Raw genomic sequence first — 18190 nt, forward strand, 5'->3', positions numbered from 1 at the left:
GCCGCCGCGCATCGACGACGCGCCCCCACGCGGCGGCGATTTGGGGAGGCTAGCGCGCCCTCGATAGGACCTACTGACGTGGCCGGGATCAACTGGCAGGCACTTAGGTTTGGATCGCCACCACGCGCGTCGTCGATGCGCGGCTTAGCGGTGGACGAGGGCGCAAGCCAAGAAAAACAAGCGCTCCTATAGACACCCCCTCTCATCCAAGCTATATCGCGCGGGTCGTGTAGCCTCAGATTCGTTCTGGGGCTGCTCGCCTTTTGAACCGGGGACCTTCGGGGCCCTAAAAACTTGGCCACCTTCGGGGGGCTTTAACATCGCCGGGTCTGACCAATTTCCACAGACCGGGCTGCTATACGGAAGACAGAAAGCATGGCACTCAAGTCGTACAAGCCGACGACGCCGGGCCAGCGTGGGCTGGTGCTGATCGACCGTTCGGAACTTTGGAAAGGACGTCCCGTCAAAGCTCTCACCGAGGGTTTGACGAAATCGGGCGGCCGGAACAACACCGGACGGATCACCTCGCGTCGTCGTGGTGGTGGCGCAAAACGCCTTTACCGGATCGTTGACTTCAAACGGAACAAATTTGATGTTGCGGCAACCGTTGAGCGGATCGAATACGACCCGAACCGGACCGCGTTCATCGCACTGATCAAATATGATGACGGCGAGCAAGCCTACATCCTCGCACCACAGCGTCTTGCCGTGGGTGACAAGGTTGTTGCGTCTGCAAAGGCCGACATCAAGCCGGGCAACGCAATGCCGTTCTCGGGCATGCCGATCGGTACCATCATTCACAACATCGAACTGAAACCAGGCAAAGGCGGCCAGATCGCTCGCGCAGCTGGTACCTACGCTCAGTTTGTTGGTCGTGACGGTGGCTACGCTCAGATCCGCCTGTCCTCTGGCGAACTGCGCCTCGTGCGTCAGGAATGCATGGCCACCGTTGGTGCCGTGTCCAACCCTGACAACTCCAACCAGAACTTCGGTAAAGCCGGCCGTATGCGCCACAAAGGCAAGCGTCCGTCGGTTCGTGGTGTGGTTATGAACCCGATCGATCACCCACACGGTGGTGGTGAAGGTCGTACCTCCGGTGGTCGCCACCCAGTGACACCATGGGGTAAGCCGACCAAAGGTGCACGTACCCGCAACAAAAACAAAGCGTCGCAAAAGCTTATTATCCGCTCGCGTCACGCCAAGAAGAAGGGGCGTTAATAGATGTCTCGCTCTGTATGGAAAGGCCCTTTTGTGGATGCTTACGTGCTTAAGAAAGCCGAAGCAGCCCGTGAATCCGGCCGCAATGAAGTGATCAAAATCTGGTCCCGTCGTTCCACCATCCTGCCCCAGTTCGTGGGTCTGACTTTTGGTGTGTACAACGGCAAGAAACACATCCCTGTCAACGTCACTGAAGACATGATTGGTCAGAAGTTTGGTGAGTACTCGCCAACTCGGACCTACTACGGTCACGCAGCTGACAAAAAAGCGAAACGGAAGTAAGTCATGGGCAAGGTAAAGAACCCCCGCCGCGTGGCTGAAAACGAAGCAATGGCGAAAACTCGCATGCTTCGCACCAGCCCGCAGAAACTGAACCTGGTTGCTGGCATGATCCGCGGCAAGAAAGTTGAGAAGGCTCTGACCGACCTGACTTTCTCCAACAAGCGTATCGCAGCAGACGTGAAGAAGTGCCTTCAGTCCGCAATTGCCAACGCCGAAAACAACCACAACCTGGACGTCGACAGCCTGATCGTTGCCGAAGCCTATGTGGGCAAGAACTTGACCATGAAGCGCGGTCGCCCGCGGGCCCGTGGTCGTTTCGGCAAGATCATCAAGCCGTTCTCTGAGCTCACCATCAAGGTGCGTCAAGTTGAGGAGCAAGCCTAATGGGTAACAAAGTCAATCCGATTGGCATGCGCCTGCAGGTGAACCGCACCTGGGACAGCCGCTGGTACGCTGACACCAAGGACTATGGTGATCTTCTGCTGGAAGACATCAAAATCCGCGAGTTCATCAAGAACGAGTGTAAGCAAGCCGGTATCGCACGCGTGATCATTGAGCGCCCTCACAAGAAGTGCCGTGTGACTGTTCACACTGCGCGTCCGGGCGTGATCATCGGTAAGAAAGGCGCGGACATCGAGACTCTTCGCAAGAAGATCGCCGAGATGACCGACTCCGAGCTGCACCTCAACATCGTTGAAGTGCGCAAGCCGGAACTCGACGCAACGCTGGTTGGCGAGTCTATCGCTCAGCAGCTGGAGCGCCGTGTGTCTTTCCGTCGCGCAATGAAGCGTGCCGTTCAGAACGCCATGCGCATGGGCGCCCTGGGTATCCGGGTGAACGTTGCAGGTCGTCTGGGTGGTGCCGAGATCGCACGTACCGAATGGTATCGTGAAGGTCGCGTGCCTCTGCACACACTGCGTGCCGACATCGACTACGCACACGTGGAAGCTACCACCGCTTACGGGATCATTGGTATCAAAACCTGGATCTTCAAAGGCGAGATCATGGAGCACGATCCACAGGCGCGTGATCGCCGTGCACAAGAAGTCCAGGATGGCCCAGCACCTCGCGGTGCAGGCGGTCGTCGCTAAGGGAGACTGATCAATGCTTCAGCCAAAGCGTACTAAATTCCGCAAGATGCACAAAGGCCGCATCAAGGGTCTGGCGAAGGGTGGTTCCACCCTGAACTTCGGCTCCTTCGGCCTGAAGGCAACCACACCGGAGCGTGTGACTGCTCGCCAGATCGAGGCAGCACGTCGTGCGATGACCCGTCACATGAAACGTCAAGGTCGTGTTTGGATCCGTATCTTCCCAGACACTCCTGTGACCTCGAAGCCTACCGAAGTCCGTATGGGTAAAGGTAAAGGCTCCGTGGACTACTGGGCTTGCAAAGTGAAGCCAGGTCGCGTGATGTTCGAAATCGACGGTGTTGACGAAGACATCGCACGTGAGGCTCTGCGCCTCGCCGCGATGAAACTTCCGGTCAAAACCCGCGTCGTCGTTCGCGAAGACTGGTAAGGAAGTGAGGGGCTTGCCCCTCATGCCTGACAAGATTGACCCTCTGCCGGAAGACCGGCGGAGGGTTTTTTGTATCCGCAGGGGAGCGTGCTGTTGCGGCAGTTTGTATGGGAGTGTCTTTGCTCTGCGCCACCGAGACGCTTTAGGATTGGCTGGCGACGGCAATTCTTAGCGTAGGTAGGGACAATGCGCATGCTAAAAGGCCCCGCCGGTAGGCGAGGCCTTTTGTTGTTACGTTGTTACCGATGCGAGGCTTAAGCGGCGTCCCATTGGTCGTCGAGGTCGTCCTCGGCGGTGCGAGAGGCGCTCTCGCCTTTGAGCGTGAAGCCATCCACGGCGCGGACCAGGTTCTCGGCTTCGCCACGCAGGACCTGACCAGAAGCGGCGGTCTCTTCGAGCATGGCGGCGCTCTTCTGGCTGTCGCTGTCGAGGTTCTCGACCGCGGCGCTGACCTCTTTCAAACCGGTGGACTGATCCACGGCGTTCTCGGCGATCTCGCGGACCTTGCCTACAACCTGTTCAACAGCTTGCATAATTTCGCCAAGCGAGTTGCCGGTTTCGTCCATCAGATCAACACCATTGGCAACTTCGGCTTGCGAGCTGGAGATCAGTGTGTTGATCTCATGCGCTGCTTCAGAGGATCGTTGTGCCAGTGCTCGGACCTCGGAGGCCACAACTGCGAACCCGCGGCCTGCGTCGCCTGCACGGGCGGCTTCCACGCCAGCGTTCAGAGCCAACAAGTTGGTCTGGAAGGCCACGTCTTCGATCAGTCCGCTGATCTGAGAAATCGCGTCAGAGCTCTCTTTGATCTTCTGGATCGCCGCTACGGTCTGGTCCGCAACTTCACGGGTTGACTCGGCCTTTTTCTGGGCGTTGTTGACGTGGGTGCGGGCTTCCTGAGCGCTTTGGGCCGTGTGGTTGACGGTTTGCGCAACAGTTTGCAGCGAAGAGGAGGTTTCTTCCAGGGAGGCGGCAGAGATTTCACCGCGACGGGAGGCATCGTCCACCGAGGAGGAGATCTCCTGGGAGGTGTGGTTCAGCACCTGGCTGGAGGCGGACAGCTGCCGGACCATACCGTCGAGGCTGTTGGTCAAGTGGGTGATGGTGTCCGAGATATCTTTGAAGACCCCTTTCTGGCCTGCTGGCATCTCATGGGTGAGATCGCCGGTTGCAAGGGTTTCTAGCGCTTCCTGAACGTCGCCCAGACCTTTTTGGGCCACTTCACCAATGGTATTCACGCCTTGACCAAGGTCTTTGAACACACCTTCGGAGCCAGTGGTGTCGATCCGGCGCGAGAAGTCGCCTTCGCCACAGGCCTCGATTACTTTGGTGATCTCGCGGGTCATATGGACTTTGGTTTCTTCCTGCTTACGGAAGTCACCGACGGCTTCAGAAATGGCAGACAGCTCTCGAATGCCGGATTTTGGCATCTCTTTTGAGAAGTCTTCGTTCATCATATCTTTCAACACTGCGTCGATGCGCTTAAGCGGACGGGAAATGCCCCGTGCGAGGAAGAAGGCAAAGATTGCAAACAGGCCAGCGCCGATGATCGCAGCCCACTGGGAGCTTGTTTGGGCTTTTTCGCTTACACGCGTGCTTTCGTGATGAATATTATCCATTGCAGCGGTCACGTCCGTCAGAATGGCGTCCATGTAAGGGGATGCATCCTTATAGCGTGCCGATACGTCATTGCGGAATCCGCGTTCTTTCAGGGTTTCGGAGACCAGAGACTCAAACGCCTTTTTGTAGCCCGCCATTACTGGCAGAATGGACTCGCGCTGCTCTGCGCTATCGTAGAAGAAGACCGGAAAGCCTTCGAATTCGGTGAGGCGAGCGTTCACTTCATCGAGCCATTTCGGGTCACTAGAGATCAAAAAGTCTTTTTCGTGCTGGCGCATGGTTAGGACGTTCACCTTCAATACTGGAATGGCGACGTCCTTGAGACTTTCGTTTACTGTCGCAGCGGCCTCCCCTAGTTGGGCGCGCAGGCCCTGAGCGTCGGTTAAACCTAGTCGCTTGTTTGCTGTTACAACGTCCTTGAAGCTGGCTTCGTAGCGGCTCGCACTATCCACCAGCGGGGCCAGGTTTTCGGTAGTCAATTCCAAAGCTTCCACTTGCGGCAAGACGCGTTCCAGCGTTCCAAGGTGCTCTGTTAGGCGATCCATGGTGGCGGCATGACGGCCGACGTATTTCTCATCCAAACGGAGCAAGAAATCTTTTTCGTTTCGTCGCGCCATCAGAAATTCAATCTTCAGGCTTTCGACTGCGATGGTGGCTTCTTCGATGAGTGCGACACGTTTTTCCATGTCATCACGCATTTTATGAGAGTATAGAGAGATCCCAGCGAGACCGCTCATGACGCTAATGGCCATGACGATGATCGAGATGATCGCGAATGAGACTGTAATCTTGCGTTTCATGGTTTTCCTGCTCCTGGACAGGCGGATTTCGAGTGTGTCATTGAGAATTAGCAAGCAGGGGTTAAAAGAGTGTGGCCTTTAAAAACGGGGGGTTAGCGCAGAAAAAGAGCGATTCTTTTTGCTAACGTTTCGAGGGGATTAAGCGAATATTTCTACCTAAGAGTGTTTCGAAGAAAAAAACCAACCAAGACAGGATGACGACATGTCGACCATCGAATCTCTTTTTGTGACCCGCCTGTACCGGGCGCGCTTGTCCGAATTTGGCACGCCCGTGGATGCGGATGAACTGGAGGCGTCCTGTTTCTCGATTGCCGAGGATGATGAAGCGGGGCAGGAGTGGTGTGAAGCCAATGCCTACCCGGGCTATACGTCCTACGCTTCGCTGACAGATTTGCCTTGGCGCTTTCCGATTTTTGCGGATGTGGTGGCGTCTCTGGACCAGCACGTGGCGACATTTGCCAAGGATCTGGAGTTTGATCTAGATGGTAAGTCCTTGAAACTTGAGGATTTGTGGATCAACATTTTGCCGCAAGGGGGGATGCATGCCTCCCATATCCATCCGCATTCTGTGATCAGCGGGACAACCTATGTTTCCATGCCTGATGGAGCGAGTGCGCTGAAGCTGGAAGACCCGCGCTCTGGGCGGATGATGGCGTCGCCGGTGCGTAAGAAGGGCTCCCGGCGAGATTTGCAGCCGTTTATCTATATGAAACCGGAGGTTGGTGACGTGCTTTTGTGGGAAAGCTGGCTGCGTCATGAGGTGCCGATGAACATGTCCGAAGACGAGCGGGTGAGCGTGAGCTTCAACTATATTTGGGAATAGGTGTTGCGCCGTTAACCGGTCAAAATCCACGTCGGTATTGTGTCGGTATAACGACTGCATCGCGGAGGTGACAGATTTTGCCAACGGGCAAAGGTTACTTAACCGACCGGTGCCCGTTGCTGTCTTTCAATTTTTGGTAGTTTATCCGGCAAACTGCACACCTTCGGCGATTATTCTTGCTGAGCATAGGTGCTTGAGCGCCGAATTCTCTCTTCAAGGTGTCGCATTTCGCGGGTTGGTCGCCTTCGGTTCGCGGAGGCTTTCCTTATGACATGGAAAGGGAGTGACCAATGTCCGAGGAGACCGACTACGAAGTGGGTCAGGATAACGTTCAGTTGTTTGGGTTGGATATTCACAACCCGGTGTTTGTTATTTCTGGGCTCACAATTTTGGCCTTTGTATTTTTCTCGTTGGTGTTTCGAGAGCAGGCAGCCGCGTTTTTTGGTTGGCTGCGTCCGGCGCTGACGAGCAATTTTGACTGGGTCTTTATGATCGCATGCAACCTGTTTGTGGTGTTCTCGCTGTTTCTCGTGATTTCGCCGTACGGAAAAATCCGACTTGGGGGAGAGGACGCGAAGCCTGATTATAGCTACGCCGGATGGATCGCGATGTTGTTTGCCGCAGGCATGGGCATCGGCCTTGTGTTCTGGGGCGTGGCGGAGCCAATCTCGCACTATGGGTCGTCGCTTGGCGGCACTGCTATTGGCGAGAATGGGCTGCGATCTGACTGGGCGCCTTTGGGAGCTGCGGAAGGTGATGTGACTGGTGCGCGCGATTTGGCTATGGCGGCCACGATTTTCCATTGGGGCCTGCACCCATGGGCGATCTACGCAATGGTTGCTCTTGCGCTGGCGTTTTTTAGTTTCAATCGCGGCCTTCCGCTGACCATGCGGAGCGTTTTCTACCCACTGTTGGGGGAGCGCACTTGGGGCCCAGCGGGACACATCATTGATATTCTGGCAGTCTTTGCCACCATCTTTGGCCTTGCGACGTCATTGGGGTTGGGAGCAAGTCAGGCTTTGGCCGGTCTGAACTATCTGTTTGGCGTGCCGGTCAGTGACGGCATGAAAGTTCTGCTGATTGTGCTGATCACCGGCTTTGCTTTGGTGTCCGTTGTGGCTGGACTTGAGAAAGGTGTGAAGCGTCTTTCAGAAGCCAACATGATCCTTGCGGCAGCGCTGCTGATCCTTGTGTTGTTGGTGGGGCCGACCGTGGCGATCATCGCAGCCTTTTTCAATGGCATGGCGGACTATGTTGCCAAGCTGCCAGCGCTGTCGAACTGGGTCGGCCGTGAAGACACCAACTTTATGCAAGGTTGGACGGCATTCTATTGGGCCTGGTGGATCAGCTGGTCGCCTTTTGTGGGCATGTTCATTGCGCGGATTTCGCGTGGGCGCACCATTCGTGAGTTCATAATCTGTGTTTTGATCATTCCAACGGTTGTCGGTGCGCTTTGGATGAGTGTCTTTGGCGGCGCAGCTTTGGAGCAGGTCACTGGCGGTGCGGCACAGGCGCTTCAGGACGCCGCGCTTGAGTTAAAAATGTTCAAGATGTTTGAGGCCTTTCCGATGACTGGATTGTTGTCCTTCATTGGCATCATCCTGGTGGTGGTCTTTTTTGTGACCAGCTCGGACTCCGGCTCTTTGGTGATTGATACGATCACGGCAGGTGGCAAGACCGATGCCCCAACGGCGCAACGTGTGTTCTGGTGTGTACTGGAAGGGGCCATTGCCATTGTGCTCCTACTCGGTGGTGGGCTTGGCGCGTTGCAAGCAGCGGCTATCGCGACGGGCTTCCCATTTGCGATTGTGCTGATGCTGATGTGTGTGTCTGTCATGATTGGATTGGTCCGGGAGCGCAAACGCACTCAGTAGTTCTGAGACTAAAAAGCATTGCAAAAGCCGCCTCTTCCGGGCGGCTTTTGTTTTGCTCATTTGATTTTGTGAAGTGTCCCAAATTCAAATACAGCCTTCCCAAATTCCAATGCTACCGTTCAAGATGGCCCCCATATCCCTTTCATCAAAGGAACACAGAAAACCTCAAATGAAAGGACCCCCCCCATGTTCACCAAATTCGCCTCCGCCGCCGTTGTTGTTGCTCTCACCGCGCCTTTTTCTTTTGCCTACCCTGTGACCTCCGCGCCTGGCCCAACTGAGCCAGTGATGACAGAGAGCTATGAGGTTGCCGGCACCATCGGGATGGACCGTCGTCAGGATCGTCGGGGCGATCGTCAGGACTGCCGCCAAGGTGAAGGAATTGTGGGTGCCGACAAGCGGGATTGCAAACAGGATAACCGCAACGGTTAAAGTCCGCCTCTGTAGATTGCGCATGAGCCTCGACCTCAACAGTCGGGGCTTTTGTTGTTGCTGATTGTTTAAGGACAGGCGGCGCTTCGGCCGCGACTGAACCGGCCGAGGGTGTTTGGGTAAAAGGCTGGGGCGGCGGATGGAGATCTGAATTGTGTCCCAAATTCAAACGGCACCTTCCCAAATTCCAATGCTGCCGCGCAAGATGGCCCCCATATCTCTCTCATCAAAGGAACACAGAAAACCTCAAATGAAAGGAAACACCCCCATGTTCACCAAATTTGCTTCTGCCGCCGTTTTTGTTGCTCTCACCGCGCCTTTGGCTTTTGCCTATCCTGTGGCCTCCGCGCCTAGCCCCACCGAGCCGGTGATGACCGAGAGCTTTGAGGTTGCCGGCACCATCGGGATGGACCGCCGTCAGGATCGCCGCGGCGACCGTCAGGACTGCCGCCAGACCGAAGGGGTCGCCGGTGCCGACAAGCGGGACTGCAAACAGGACAACCGCAACGGCTGATCCCACTACATAGTGTAAACAAGAGCCTCGCCCCATCCGGGTGGGGCTTTTGCCTTTGGGGCTTCCCCAGCAGCCCGCGCACGCTAGAGTGGTTTTATGAAACAGGTGCGCAGTGTGAGATTTGCCTACGTCAGTGAAACGTTGCAGCGCAAGCTGGGCGGACAAGTTGCGGAGCGGCTGCTGCGCAAAGTGGGGCGCTATCCGGGCGCGAAACAGTTGGCAACGGTGAAGCAGGAGGCAGCCTTGATCCGCGCGGCGTGTTTGGAGGTGCACGATCCGACGCTGGGGGCGCAGATCGGGATTGGCTATCGCGATGCACCAACGCTGTCGGCCTATTTGGCCGCCAGTTCAAAGACCCTGCGCGCGGCAGTGGAGCATGCCGCCAAGTTTTACAGGCTGGCAGACCCAACAACGCGGTTTGAATTGCGCCAGATCGCGGACGGCGAGGCATTGGAGGTTGTGTCGTTGGAGGCTGGCTTGCAGACCAACGCGCGGTTTCAGGAGTTTCTGGTGTTTGGTGTGTTGGCGCGGATTCAGGGCATCACGCGACGGGACACGCGGCCGACACGGGTGGTGTTTAAACATGCCGCGCTTGGCGACGCGCGGGCCTATGAGCGGATCGCGGGCTGTCCGGTGCAGTTTGGCGGCGGGTTTAATGGGCTGCGGTTTGCGCAGGGCGTGCCGGATGTGCTGCTGGAGGCGCATGACCCGGATTTGGTGACACATTTAACGCGGCTGGCGGAGGCGCAACTGCGGGATCTGGATGCCGACGAGGGGCGGTTGTGGGACAAGGTGGAGCGCATGCTGGTGCAGGCCTTGCCGGAACGGTTTTTGACAGCGGATGAGGTGGCAGCGCAGCTGGGCATCACGCGGCGCACGTTGACACGGCGGCTTGGCACCGAAGGCGGGAGCTATCGCGACCTGTGTAATGGGCTGCGCTATCGGCTCGCGAAGGCACATCTGCGGGATGGGCGGTCGGTCACGGAGACTACGTTTTTGCTGGCCTACAAAGATCAGGCCAGCTTCTCGACCGCGTTTAAGGGCTGGAGTGGTGAAGCGCCCAGTGCCTTTGTGGCGGGACTGGACGCCTCTCCGACGACTTAGCGCTCGGCGGTGACCAGTTTCACGGCCAGGGCGATGAAGACCACGCCTGCGAGGCGGTTGAGCCAGATCTGCGCGGTGGGCGAGTTTTTCAGCCAATCGCCAAGCCAGCCTGCGGCCAGGGCCACCGAGCCGAACACCAGCAGCGTAGCGATGATCATCAGGAAGCCGAGCTGGTAGAATTGCAGCACCAGCGGGCCATTGGCCGGATCAACAAACTGCGGAAGGAAGGCGAGAAAGAAGATCGTCACCTTGGGGTTGGCGATGTTCATGATCAGGCCGCGGGTGTATTGCTTGGCCGCGGTTTCCGGGGCAGGGGCGTCGCCGTCCAGATTGGACTTCGCGGCGGTGAAGGCTTTGAAAGCCAGATAGGCGAGGTAGGCCGCGCCGATGTATTTTAGGATGGCAAAGGCCACTTGCGAGGTTTGGAAAATCACGGCCACGCCAAGGGCGACGGCGGTGGTGTGAAAGATCAAACCGCTGGCGAGTCCCAGTGTTACGGTGAGACCTGCTACACGACCATGCAGAGCCGATTGGGTCAGCACAAAGATGTTGTCCGGCCCCGGCACCAGGGCCAGCGCAATGGCCGCGCCCATAAACAGGATAGCTACGTCGACAGGTATCATGGTCACTCCTCCCAAAGTGTGCGCTTTGGCAGGCGCCGCGCAAATCTCGGAGTCTTGTAGTGACAACGATGCCGGGAAGGAAGATGCAGACTGCAATGGGCCTTGTGATCGTCTTGACAGCAGGCAGCCGGAGGTTCGCTTTTAGGGAGAATTTTATTGATTGGATTCCTGTATGTTGCTTGTTCTTCTGGGCCTCATGGCCAGCGCTGGTGTCGCCTCTGTTGTCATCGATCACTATGACGACGATGAGGCAAACTCGGCAGAGACGACGACCGAAGTGGATGACGCACAAGCGCAAGCTGGCACTTCGCGCGCTGATATGGAGGTCAGTGGCGGATCTGACGACACCGATGGCTCAGAGGAAATTGGTGAAACATCCGAGCCAGCTACAGAGGAAGTGGCGGAGCAGATCTCTGCGCCGGAAGATGAGGGGCCGGTTGCAACCGAAGTGGACGCGGGCGCAGAGGGTGGGGGCACAGAGACGGCAGCCGACGAAGCGCCGGATCCGGTTGTGGAGGACAGCCCGGCGCAAGCGGAGACGTCAGGCGAGACGGTTGATTTTGAGCGACTTGTGGCTGCTGAAATTGCGGGCGAGGGTCTGGCGCTTGGCGATGGGGATGACTTTGTCGATGCCACGCCGCCAGGTGGGAGGTACTCTGATCTGCATGTCGATATTGACCTTGATTTGGGCGGTGGCGACGACACGGTTGTGGGGCCATTCTTTGGCTCCAACTTGTCTGGTGGTGCGGGGGATGACCTGTTTGAGGTGGAGGAGACCGGCGGCGAGGTTCTCTCAATCGACGGCGGCGCGGGCAACGACACGATTGACGTCCGCACATCCTCCAATGTGATCCTTGAAGGCGGGGCAGGCGATGACGTCATCCACGCGGGTGGAGCTTCTTCAACGGGCGACGGCTATGTGACGCGGGTCGACGGCGGCGCGGGCAATGACACGCTGCATTTCTATGCGGACAACGACGGGGGATTTAATCCGGCGGGTGCGATCAATGGCAGCGCAGGCACCGACCATTTTGTCGTCGACGTCAATGACCAGGTGCGTGGCCTCAATTCGGGCGGCCCTACTGCTGCCCCCTCTGACGGACCCGCAGGCGACGAGCCGGCCCCCGCGCGGTCCAGCGTTGTTGTCTTGGGCGATTTTGACCCCACGATGGAAACTCTGGAGTTACACATCGGGTCGCCCAACGTGGATTATGAGGCGACTTCGGTGCATATCGAGGAAGATGGGGTGGTCGTGACTTATGAGAGCGACATCTATCGGTCCATGGAAAAGCTGATCGTTTGCAATACGGAGGGCTTGACCCCTGAGCAGATTACGCTGGTTGGGGTGGATCCGTCGATCTTGGTGGGCGCGCCTGCGTCGTCGGTGGTCTGCGTTTGATCGAGGCGGCATGTGTTTACTGGACGGGTTGGAGCCGTTCTCGAGCAGCGTCAGATCCGGATGACAGCGCCAGAGTCCTAGCACAGGCGTAAGCCAAAACTGACTGGAACCTTCCAACGGCGGCATCGCCAGAGCTCAGATTGCCTGCGCTTGGGCGGGCTGGATGGCCTTTGTCAGGGCCGATGAAGTGGCAGGTTTGGCGCTCAGAGAAAGCGTGCCGGTTGCGCGGCACGCCTATGTTTTTTGTGGCGGCGAGATTTAGTGAAGCTGTTTGGCAACGCCAGGTGATGGAGCCTCCTCTGGCATCACAACAAGCTGAAGCTTCAGCGCGCCTTCGCGGGCGGCGAGCCAGTGCATCTCGCCTGCGCGCACCATCAGTATGGAGCCTTGCGGGTACACGGTCTCTGCGCTGGCGTCGATCTTGTCGCCGTCGCCCCAATACAACGTGCCGTCGACCACGGTCAGCATGCGCAGACCAGCCTTGGTGGCGTGGGCGGGGACTTCTTTGCCAGCAGGCACCTCGAGCAGCACAGCCAGTGGGGTGCCTTCTGCAGACAATGCCAGCGGTTTCAATGTGGCCACCTCATGCACGGTTTTGCCGGGCACGGCGTCCAGATCAAGTTTCACGGTTTCAGCGGTTGCGACGGCGGGGAGCAGCGTAAGAGCCACTGCGGACATCAGGGTTTTCATCCTGAACACTCCAATAAGTGGGCTGGCGGCCATGCTGGCATATGATTTTGGCCATATCATTTGCGTAATACAAATGTGGGAAAAGTAAATGCCGCGGCACGTTTGCCAACAAGCGCAACCGATGCGGCGAATTGGCTCGTGCGACGTCTCAAGGATGCGAGAACGACAAAGCTAACGGAAGCGGCATTATGAAGAGCACTGCGTTGGGACCCATGGTGTCGTGAGGCAAATGGGCCAAGGCTGTGTCTTGGGATTTGCGTCAAGCGTGGCGGTTGAGAAGGCTTAGGGGAGAAGGCGCAGGGAGAGAAGAGTGCATGGTGACGTGTCACACAAAGCTACTCTGTTTGCTGCGCCGCGTTTTTGCCCAGCAGCGCCATAGCCGCAGGAGAAGGCGACTCCAGTCGGATTGCTGCCAATGTCGTAAAACCATTCAAAATTTTTGCATCATGGTTTAGCGCGAGTTGCAACACTCCACCATCCTCCAACTTCAATACTAGAAAGGCGCCTGCGCGATGGGCGGAGCCGGGGGACTCTTCCAATTCAGTTGGACCTAAAAATGTGCCGTCTAGGGACTGTCGCCAAGCGGGGTAGGCCTCCTTTAAAGCGGTTAAATTGGAGTTGAAGCTAAACAAGAAACAGAAGTCATGCACACTTTCATAGGTCTGAATGGCGAATTCAGAAGAGCGCGTCTCCCATAGTACTGTGTCTTCGCTCGCATTATTGGCTTTAATGAATTGTTGGGTGATGCCGTCGTCGATCCTTAGGACACCGTCGTATTCAGGCGTGGTTTGCGTTTTCAGCAATGGAAGGCAGAACCCATTGAAGTCTTCCAGTGCAAGAGAAGGGTCTGCCTGTAGGCCGTTTGCCAGTAGAGGGGTGGCGAGGCACGCTGATGCGGCCAGTGCCAGAACGGATTTTGGGCGGAAGGTAGCTAAAAACATGCTGGTCGCACGAAAGCGAATTGGTCGGGGCCGTTGAACCTGCACGCTAGGGGAGAGTTGGCCGCTCGTCCAGTTGCGAATGTCCCATCTTTCGCTTGCCATCCCCCCGACTCCCCCGTATAGAGCGCCATCTCATGGATTCCGTGTATGCGGGATTCGTGTGTTTTGTATTTGTCCATCAGACAAAAGGGTCACCCCGCACATACTCGGGCGCCCTCTGATGTATGAGAAAGGAAGAGGCGCATGAACGCCAAAGAACTGCGTGAAAAAACGCCGGATCAGCTGCGTGAAGAGCTGGCCAACCTCAAGAAAGAATCGTTCAACCTGCGTTTCCAGCAAGCCACTGGCCAATTGGAAAACGCGGCTCAGATCCGTGCAGCGCGTCGCAACGCAGCACGCGTGAAGACCATCCTGAACGAAAAAGCCAAGTCGGCTGCAGAGTAATAGGAGCTAGATAGATGCCCAAACGTATCCTGACAGGCACCGTTACTTCGGACGCCAACGCCCAGACCGTAACTGTGTCCGTAGAGCGTCGCTTTACACACCCGGTTCTGAAGAAGACCATTCGTAAGTCCAAAAAATACCGGGCTCACGATGAGAACAACACCTACAAAGTAGGTGACTCTGTTCGCATTATCGAATGCGCACCGCGTTCGAAAACCAAACGCTGGGAAGTTCTGGAAGCCTAAGAGTCTCACTTTGAGACTCCTGGCGACTAGACTTTACAGTTAGTCGAAACCCTGGGGGACACAGCACGCATCGCTGCCCCATAGGTCGGGAGAAACCACATGATCCAGATGCAAACAAATCTGGATGTAGCTGACAACTCCGGCGCACGCCGAGTTCAGTGCATCAAGGTTCTGGGTGGTTCCAAGCGTAAATACGCATCCGTAGGCGACATCATTGTTGTCTCGGTTAAGGAAGCCATTCCACGTGGTCGCGTTAAAAAAGGTGACGTCCGTAAGGCCGTTGTCGTTCGCACCGCAAAAGAAGTCCGTCGTGAAGATGGCACTGCAATCCGTTTTGACCGGAACGCAGCCGTAATCCTGAACAACTCCAACGAGCCAGTAGGCACTCGTATCTTTGGCCCAGTTGTTCGTGAGCTTCGCGCAAAAGGCATGATGAAAATCGTCTCGCTCGCGCCGGAGGTGCTGTAAGATGGCTGCTAAGCTGAAAAAAGGCGACAAAGTCGTCGTTCTGGCCGGTAAGGACAAAGGCAAAGAGGGCACTATCACCTCTGTTGACCCCAAAGCCGGTAAAGCTGTTGTGGAAGGCATCAACATCGCCATCCGTCACACCAAGCAAAGCCAGACCTCTCAGGGCGGTCGCATCCCTCAGGCGATGCCGATCGAACTGTCCAACCTGGCATTCCTGGACAAAAACGGCAAAGCAACCCGCGTTGGCTTCCGCATGGAAGGTGACAAGAAGGTTCGCTTCGCAAAGACCACAGGGGACGTGATTGATGCTTGATAACGCAGACTACACCCCACGTCTGAAGTCGCTCTACAAGGATTCCATCCGCGCCGCTCTGAAAGAAGAGTTCGGCTACAAGAACGACATGCAGATTCCTGCGCTGGAAAAAATCGTGCTGAACATCGGCTGTGGCCGTGCAGCCGTTAAAGACAGCAAGAAAGCCAAGTCGGCACAGGCAGATCTGACCGCAATCGCGGGCCAGAAAGCTCTGACCACCGTGGCAAAGAACTCCATCGCTGGCTTCCGTGTACGTGAAGGCATGCCGATGGGTGCCAAGGTGACCCTGCGCGGCGACCGTATGTACGAATTCCTCGATCGTCTGATCACCGTTGCGATGCCACGCATCCGTGACTTCCGTGGTGTGAAGCCGAGCTTTGACGGCCGTGGCAACTTCGCCACCGGTCTGAAAGAGCACATCGTGTTCCCAGAAATCGACTTTGATAAAGTCGACGAAAACTGGGGCATGGATATCGTCATCGCAACCAACGCTAACACCGACGCCGAAGCGAAGAGCCTGTTGAAGCATTTCAACATGCCGTTCACTTCGTAAGGCTGAGAGGATTACGACATGGCTAAAAAAGCAATGATCGAGCGCGAGAAGAAGCGGGAGCGTCTGGTTGCGAAATACGCAGCAAAGCGCGCCGAGCTCAAAGAGATCGCAAACGATGAGTCCAAGCCAATGGAAGAGCGCTTCAAAGCGCGTCTGAAACTGGCGAAACTGCCGCGCAACAGCTCGGCTACCCGTCTTCACAACCGTTGCCAGCTCACCGGCCGTCCACACGCTTACTACCGTAAGCTGAAGGTCAGCCGTATTGCGCTGCGCGAGCTGGGTTCTGCTGGTCAGATCCCTGGCATGGTTAAGTCCAGCTGGTAAGGAGAGAACGATATGAACGATCCTATCGGTGATATGCTGACCCGTATCCGTAACGGCCAAATGCGTGGCAAGTCCGTGGTATCCACCCCGGCGTCCAAGCTGCGTGGTTGGGTTCTGGATGTGCTGGCCGACGAAGGCTACATCCGCGGTTACGAAGCGTCTGAAGAGAACGGCCACCCGGCGTTCGAAATCAGCCTGAAGTACTACGAAGGCACCCCTGTTATTCGCGAACTGAAGCGGGTCTCCAAGCCTGGCCGTCGCGTATACATGGGCGCAGATGACATCCCAACCGTCCGTCAGGGCCTGGGTGTGTCGATTGTCTCCACCTCTAAAGGTGTGATGTCGGATGCAGCGGCTCGTTCCAACAATGTTGGTGGCGAAGTCATCTGCACGGTCTTCTAAGGAGAGCTAGATGTCTCGTATTGGTAAAAAACCGGTCGAGCTGCCCAGCGGCGTAACTGCCTCTGTCTCCGGCCAGACCATCGAAATCAAAGGCCCGAAGGACACTCAGTCTTTCACCGCTACTGATGACGTGACCCTTGCAGTTGAAGAGAACGCCGTAACGGTGACTCCTCGCGGCAAGTCCAAGCGCGCCCGTCAGCAGTGGGGCATGTCCCGCACTATGGTTGCCAACATGGTGACCGGCGTGACCGCAGGCTTCAAAAAAGAACTCGAGATCAACGGTGTTGGTTATCGTGCGCAGATGCAGGGCAACACCCTGAAGCTGTCGCTCGGTCTCTCTCACGAAGTGAACTTCGAAGTGCCAGCGGGTATCACCGTGACCACACCGAAGAACACTCAGATCATCGTGGAAGGTACTGACAGCCAGCTGGTTGGCCAGGTTGCGGCAAACATCCGCGAATGGCGTAAACCAGAGCCTTATAAAGGCAAGGGCATCAAGTACGTGGACGAATATATCTTCCGTAAGGAAGGTAAGAAGAAGTAAGGACCAGACAGATGGCAAACAGCAAACGGGAACTGTTCCTCAAGCGCCGCCTGCGCGTCCGGAACAAACTTCGCAAGGTCAATGGCGATCGCAAAATGCGCCTGTCCGTGCACCGCAGCAACAAGAACATCAGCGTTCAGCTGATCGACGACCGTGCTGGCGTGACCGTGGCATCCGCATCCACCCTGGAAAAAGATCTGGGCCTGGTTGGCAAAAACAACATCGAAGCAGCAACCAAGGTTGGTGCGGCGATTGCCGAGCGTGCGAACAAAGCTGGCGTGACCGAAGCGTATTTCGACCGCGGTGGCTTCCTCTTCCACGGCAAAGTGAAGGCTCTGGCCGACGCTGCGCGTGAAGGTGGCTTGAAAGTCTAAGACTTGAGGGGGACGTTCGCGTCCCCCCGATGATCCGGGAGGTCGCAGACATGTCTGCGGCTTCACTGGGATCGGAGATAACAGGCGCCAAGCGCCAGTAGATAAAGGAATGCCAAATGGCAGAACGTGAAAACCGCCGGGGCCGTGGTCGTAACCGCGAAGAAGAAACCCCGGAATTCGCCGATCGTCTCGTTGCGATCAACCGTGTTTCCAAGACCACCAAAGGTGGTAAGAACTTTGGCTTCGCAGCTCTGGTTGTTGTTGGTGACCAAAAAGGCCGTGTAGGCTTCGGTAAAGGTAAAGCGAAAGAGGTCCCTGAGGCCATCCGCAAAGCCACCGAGCAAGCCAAGCGTCAGATGATCCGCGTGCCTCTGCGCGAAGGTCGTACCCTGCACCACGACATGGAAGGCCGTCACGGCGCCGGTAAAGTGGTTATGCGCACCGCTCCAGAAGGTACCGGGATCATCGCAGGTGGTCCAATGCGTGCCGTTTTCGAAATGCTCGGCGTCAAAGACGTTGTTTCGAAATCCATCGGTTCCCAGAACCCCTACAACATGATCCGCGCCACCATTGACGGGCTGAAGAAAGAAGCCAGCCCACGTCAGGTTGCGGCTCGCCGTGGCAAGAAAGTTGCTGACATCCTGCGCAAGGATGAAGCACCTGCCGAAGCCGCAGAGTAAGGAGT

25 protein-coding genes are annotated in these 18190 nt (G+C 56.7%); 21 read left to right on the forward strand and 4 right to left on the reverse strand.

The window, feature by feature from the left end; genetic code table 11:
- Positions 1 to 375: 375 nt before the first annotated feature.
- Genes rplB through rplP form a run of 5 tightly spaced genes read left to right on the forward strand, consistent with a single transcriptional unit; the run spans position 376 to position 3018 of the window.
- Positions 376 to 1218, forward strand: coding sequence for a 50S ribosomal protein L2 (gene rplB / locus MK208_RS09315; RefSeq protein WP_294116130.1), 843 nt, complete (start codon positions 376 to 378; stop codon positions 1216 to 1218).
- A gap of 3 nt (positions 1219 to 1221) precedes the next feature.
- Entirely contained in the window at positions 1222 to 1500 is a 279-nt protein-coding gene (rpsS, locus tag MK208_RS09320; RefSeq protein ID WP_294116132.1) for a 30S ribosomal protein S19, read from the forward strand.
- Positions 1501 to 1503: 3 nt separating this feature from the next.
- Positions 1504 to 1884 carry a 50S ribosomal protein L22 gene (gene rplV, locus MK208_RS09325; protein ID WP_058238276.1) on the forward strand — a complete coding sequence of 127 codons (381 nt, stop codon included), beginning with the start codon at positions 1504 to 1506 and terminating at the stop codon, positions 1882 to 1884.
- Positions 1884 to 2591, forward strand: coding sequence for a 30S ribosomal protein S3 (gene rpsC, locus MK208_RS09330; RefSeq protein ID WP_294116136.1), 708 nt, complete (start codon positions 1884 to 1886; stop codon positions 2589 to 2591). The genes rplV and rpsC overlap by 1 nt, the downstream gene beginning before the upstream one ends.
- A 13-nt stretch (positions 2592 to 2604) precedes the next feature.
- Positions 2605 to 3018 carry a 50S ribosomal protein L16 gene (rplP, locus tag MK208_RS09335; RefSeq protein WP_164644444.1) on the forward strand — a complete coding sequence of 138 codons (414 nt, stop codon included), beginning with the start codon at positions 2605 to 2607 and terminating at the stop codon, positions 3016 to 3018.
- Positions 3019 to 3272: 254 nt separating this feature from the next.
- Here rplP and MK208_RS09340 read toward each other — a convergent pair whose 3' ends face one another.
- Entirely contained in the window at positions 3273 to 5438 is a 2166-nt protein-coding gene (locus MK208_RS09340; RefSeq protein WP_294116138.1) for a HAMP domain-containing methyl-accepting chemotaxis protein, read from the reverse strand.
- A 202-nt stretch (positions 5439 to 5640) separates the two neighbouring features.
- On the opposite strand from MK208_RS09340, the gene MK208_RS09345 reads away from it, so the two are divergent.
- From MK208_RS09345 to MK208_RS09365, 5 genes are all read left to right on the forward strand, one after another.
- Complete coding sequence (locus MK208_RS09345) at positions 5641 to 6261, forward strand: 2OG-Fe(II) oxygenase family protein (protein WP_294116140.1); 621 nt, start codon at positions 5641 to 5643, stop codon at positions 6259 to 6261.
- A 290-nt stretch (positions 6262 to 6551) separates the two neighbouring features.
- Entirely contained in the window at positions 6552 to 8135 is a 1584-nt protein-coding gene (locus MK208_RS09350) for a BCCT family transporter (RefSeq protein WP_294116141.1), read from the forward strand.
- A 186-nt stretch (positions 8136 to 8321) separates the two neighbouring features.
- Positions 8322 to 8567 carry a hypothetical protein gene (locus MK208_RS09355; protein WP_294116142.1) on the forward strand — a complete coding sequence of 82 codons (246 nt, stop codon included), beginning with the start codon at positions 8322 to 8324 and terminating at the stop codon, positions 8565 to 8567.
- 268 nt (positions 8568 to 8835) lie between these two features.
- The gene (locus MK208_RS09360) at positions 8836 to 9081 is read left to right on the forward strand and encodes a hypothetical protein (protein ID WP_294116143.1); all 246 of its coding nucleotides are present in this window, start codon (positions 8836 to 8838) and stop codon (positions 9079 to 9081) included.
- Positions 9082 to 9177: 96 nt separating this feature from the next.
- Positions 9178 to 10185, forward strand: a complete 1008-nt coding sequence (locus MK208_RS09365; RefSeq protein WP_294116144.1) for an AraC family transcriptional regulator — start codon at positions 9178 to 9180, stop codon at positions 10183 to 10185.
- Here MK208_RS09365 and MK208_RS09370 read toward each other — a convergent pair.
- Entirely contained in the window at positions 10182 to 10808 is a 627-nt protein-coding gene (locus MK208_RS09370; protein WP_294116146.1) for a LysE family translocator, read from the reverse strand. The two genes, MK208_RS09365 and MK208_RS09370, sit on opposite strands and share 4 nt — an antisense overlap.
- 172 nt (positions 10809 to 10980) lie before the next feature.
- Here MK208_RS09370 and MK208_RS09375 point away from each other — a divergent pair, with 172 nt between their 5' ends.
- Positions 10981 to 12207, forward strand: coding sequence for a hypothetical protein (locus MK208_RS09375; protein ID WP_294116147.1), 1227 nt, complete (start codon positions 10981 to 10983; stop codon positions 12205 to 12207).
- A gap of 258 nt (positions 12208 to 12465) precedes the next feature.
- Here the strand turns inward: MK208_RS09375 and MK208_RS09380 are convergent, their stop codons facing one another.
- Positions 12466 to 12897 carry a hypothetical protein gene (locus MK208_RS09380; protein WP_294116148.1) on the reverse strand — a complete coding sequence of 144 codons (432 nt, stop codon included), beginning with the start codon at positions 12895 to 12897 and terminating at the stop codon, positions 12466 to 12468.
- A 335-nt stretch (positions 12898 to 13232) separates the two neighbouring features.
- The gene (locus MK208_RS09385) at positions 13233 to 13838 is read right to left on the reverse strand and encodes a hypothetical protein (protein ID WP_294116150.1); all 606 of its coding nucleotides are present in this window, start codon (positions 13836 to 13838) and stop codon (positions 13233 to 13235) included.
- A gap of 243 nt (positions 13839 to 14081) precedes the next feature.
- On the opposite strand from MK208_RS09385, the gene rpmC reads away from it, so the two are divergent.
- The 10 genes from rpmC to rpsE all read left to right on the forward strand — a co-directional run bounded on the left by rpmC (position 14082) and on the right by rpsE (position 18185).
- Positions 14082 to 14282: a 50S ribosomal protein L29 gene (rpmC, locus tag MK208_RS09390; RefSeq protein WP_294116152.1), complete on the forward strand. Its 201-nt coding sequence runs from the start codon at positions 14082 to 14084 to the stop codon at positions 14280 to 14282.
- A gap of 14 nt (positions 14283 to 14296) precedes the next feature.
- Entirely contained in the window at positions 14297 to 14527 is a 231-nt protein-coding gene (gene rpsQ, locus MK208_RS09395) for a 30S ribosomal protein S17 (protein ID WP_294116154.1), read from the forward strand.
- Positions 14528 to 14626: 99 nt separating this feature from the next.
- Positions 14627 to 14995, forward strand: a complete 369-nt coding sequence (gene rplN / locus MK208_RS09400) for a 50S ribosomal protein L14 (protein WP_294116156.1) — start codon at positions 14627 to 14629, stop codon at positions 14993 to 14995.
- A 1-nt stretch (position 14996) separates the two neighbouring features.
- Positions 14997 to 15308 carry a 50S ribosomal protein L24 gene (gene rplX / locus MK208_RS09405; RefSeq protein ID WP_294116157.1) on the forward strand — a complete coding sequence of 104 codons (312 nt, stop codon included), beginning with the start codon at positions 14997 to 14999 and terminating at the stop codon, positions 15306 to 15308.
- Positions 15301 to 15861, forward strand: coding sequence for a 50S ribosomal protein L5 (gene rplE, locus MK208_RS09410; protein WP_294116158.1), 561 nt, complete (start codon positions 15301 to 15303; stop codon positions 15859 to 15861). The genes rplX and rplE overlap by 8 nt, the downstream gene beginning before the upstream one ends.
- An 18-nt stretch (positions 15862 to 15879) precedes the next feature.
- Positions 15880 to 16185: a 30S ribosomal protein S14 gene (gene rpsN / locus MK208_RS09415; protein WP_010437098.1), complete on the forward strand. Its 306-nt coding sequence runs from the start codon at positions 15880 to 15882 to the stop codon at positions 16183 to 16185.
- 12 nt (positions 16186 to 16197) lie between these two features.
- On the forward strand, positions 16198 to 16587 hold the full coding sequence (gene rpsH / locus MK208_RS09420) for a 30S ribosomal protein S8 (protein ID WP_294116163.1): 390 nt from the start codon (positions 16198 to 16200) through the stop codon (positions 16585 to 16587).
- Positions 16588 to 16597: 10 nt separating this feature from the next.
- On the forward strand, positions 16598 to 17131 hold the full coding sequence (gene rplF, locus MK208_RS09425; RefSeq protein ID WP_294116165.1) for a 50S ribosomal protein L6: 534 nt from the start codon (positions 16598 to 16600) through the stop codon (positions 17129 to 17131).
- Between the two features lie 11 nt (positions 17132 to 17142).
- On the forward strand, positions 17143 to 17505 hold the full coding sequence (gene rplR, locus MK208_RS09430) for a 50S ribosomal protein L18 (protein ID WP_294116169.1): 363 nt from the start codon (positions 17143 to 17145) through the stop codon (positions 17503 to 17505).
- A 116-nt stretch (positions 17506 to 17621) separates the two neighbouring features.
- The gene (gene rpsE / locus MK208_RS09435; RefSeq protein ID WP_093325872.1) at positions 17622 to 18185 is read left to right on the forward strand and encodes a 30S ribosomal protein S5; all 564 of its coding nucleotides are present in this window, start codon (positions 17622 to 17624) and stop codon (positions 18183 to 18185) included.
- Positions 18186 to 18190: the final 5 nt, after the last annotated feature.

Origin of the sequence: Shimia sp. (assembly GCF_022448905.1) — a bacterium.
In the GTDB taxonomy this organism is placed as follows: domain Bacteria; phylum Pseudomonadota; class Alphaproteobacteria; order Rhodobacterales; family Rhodobacteraceae; genus Shimia.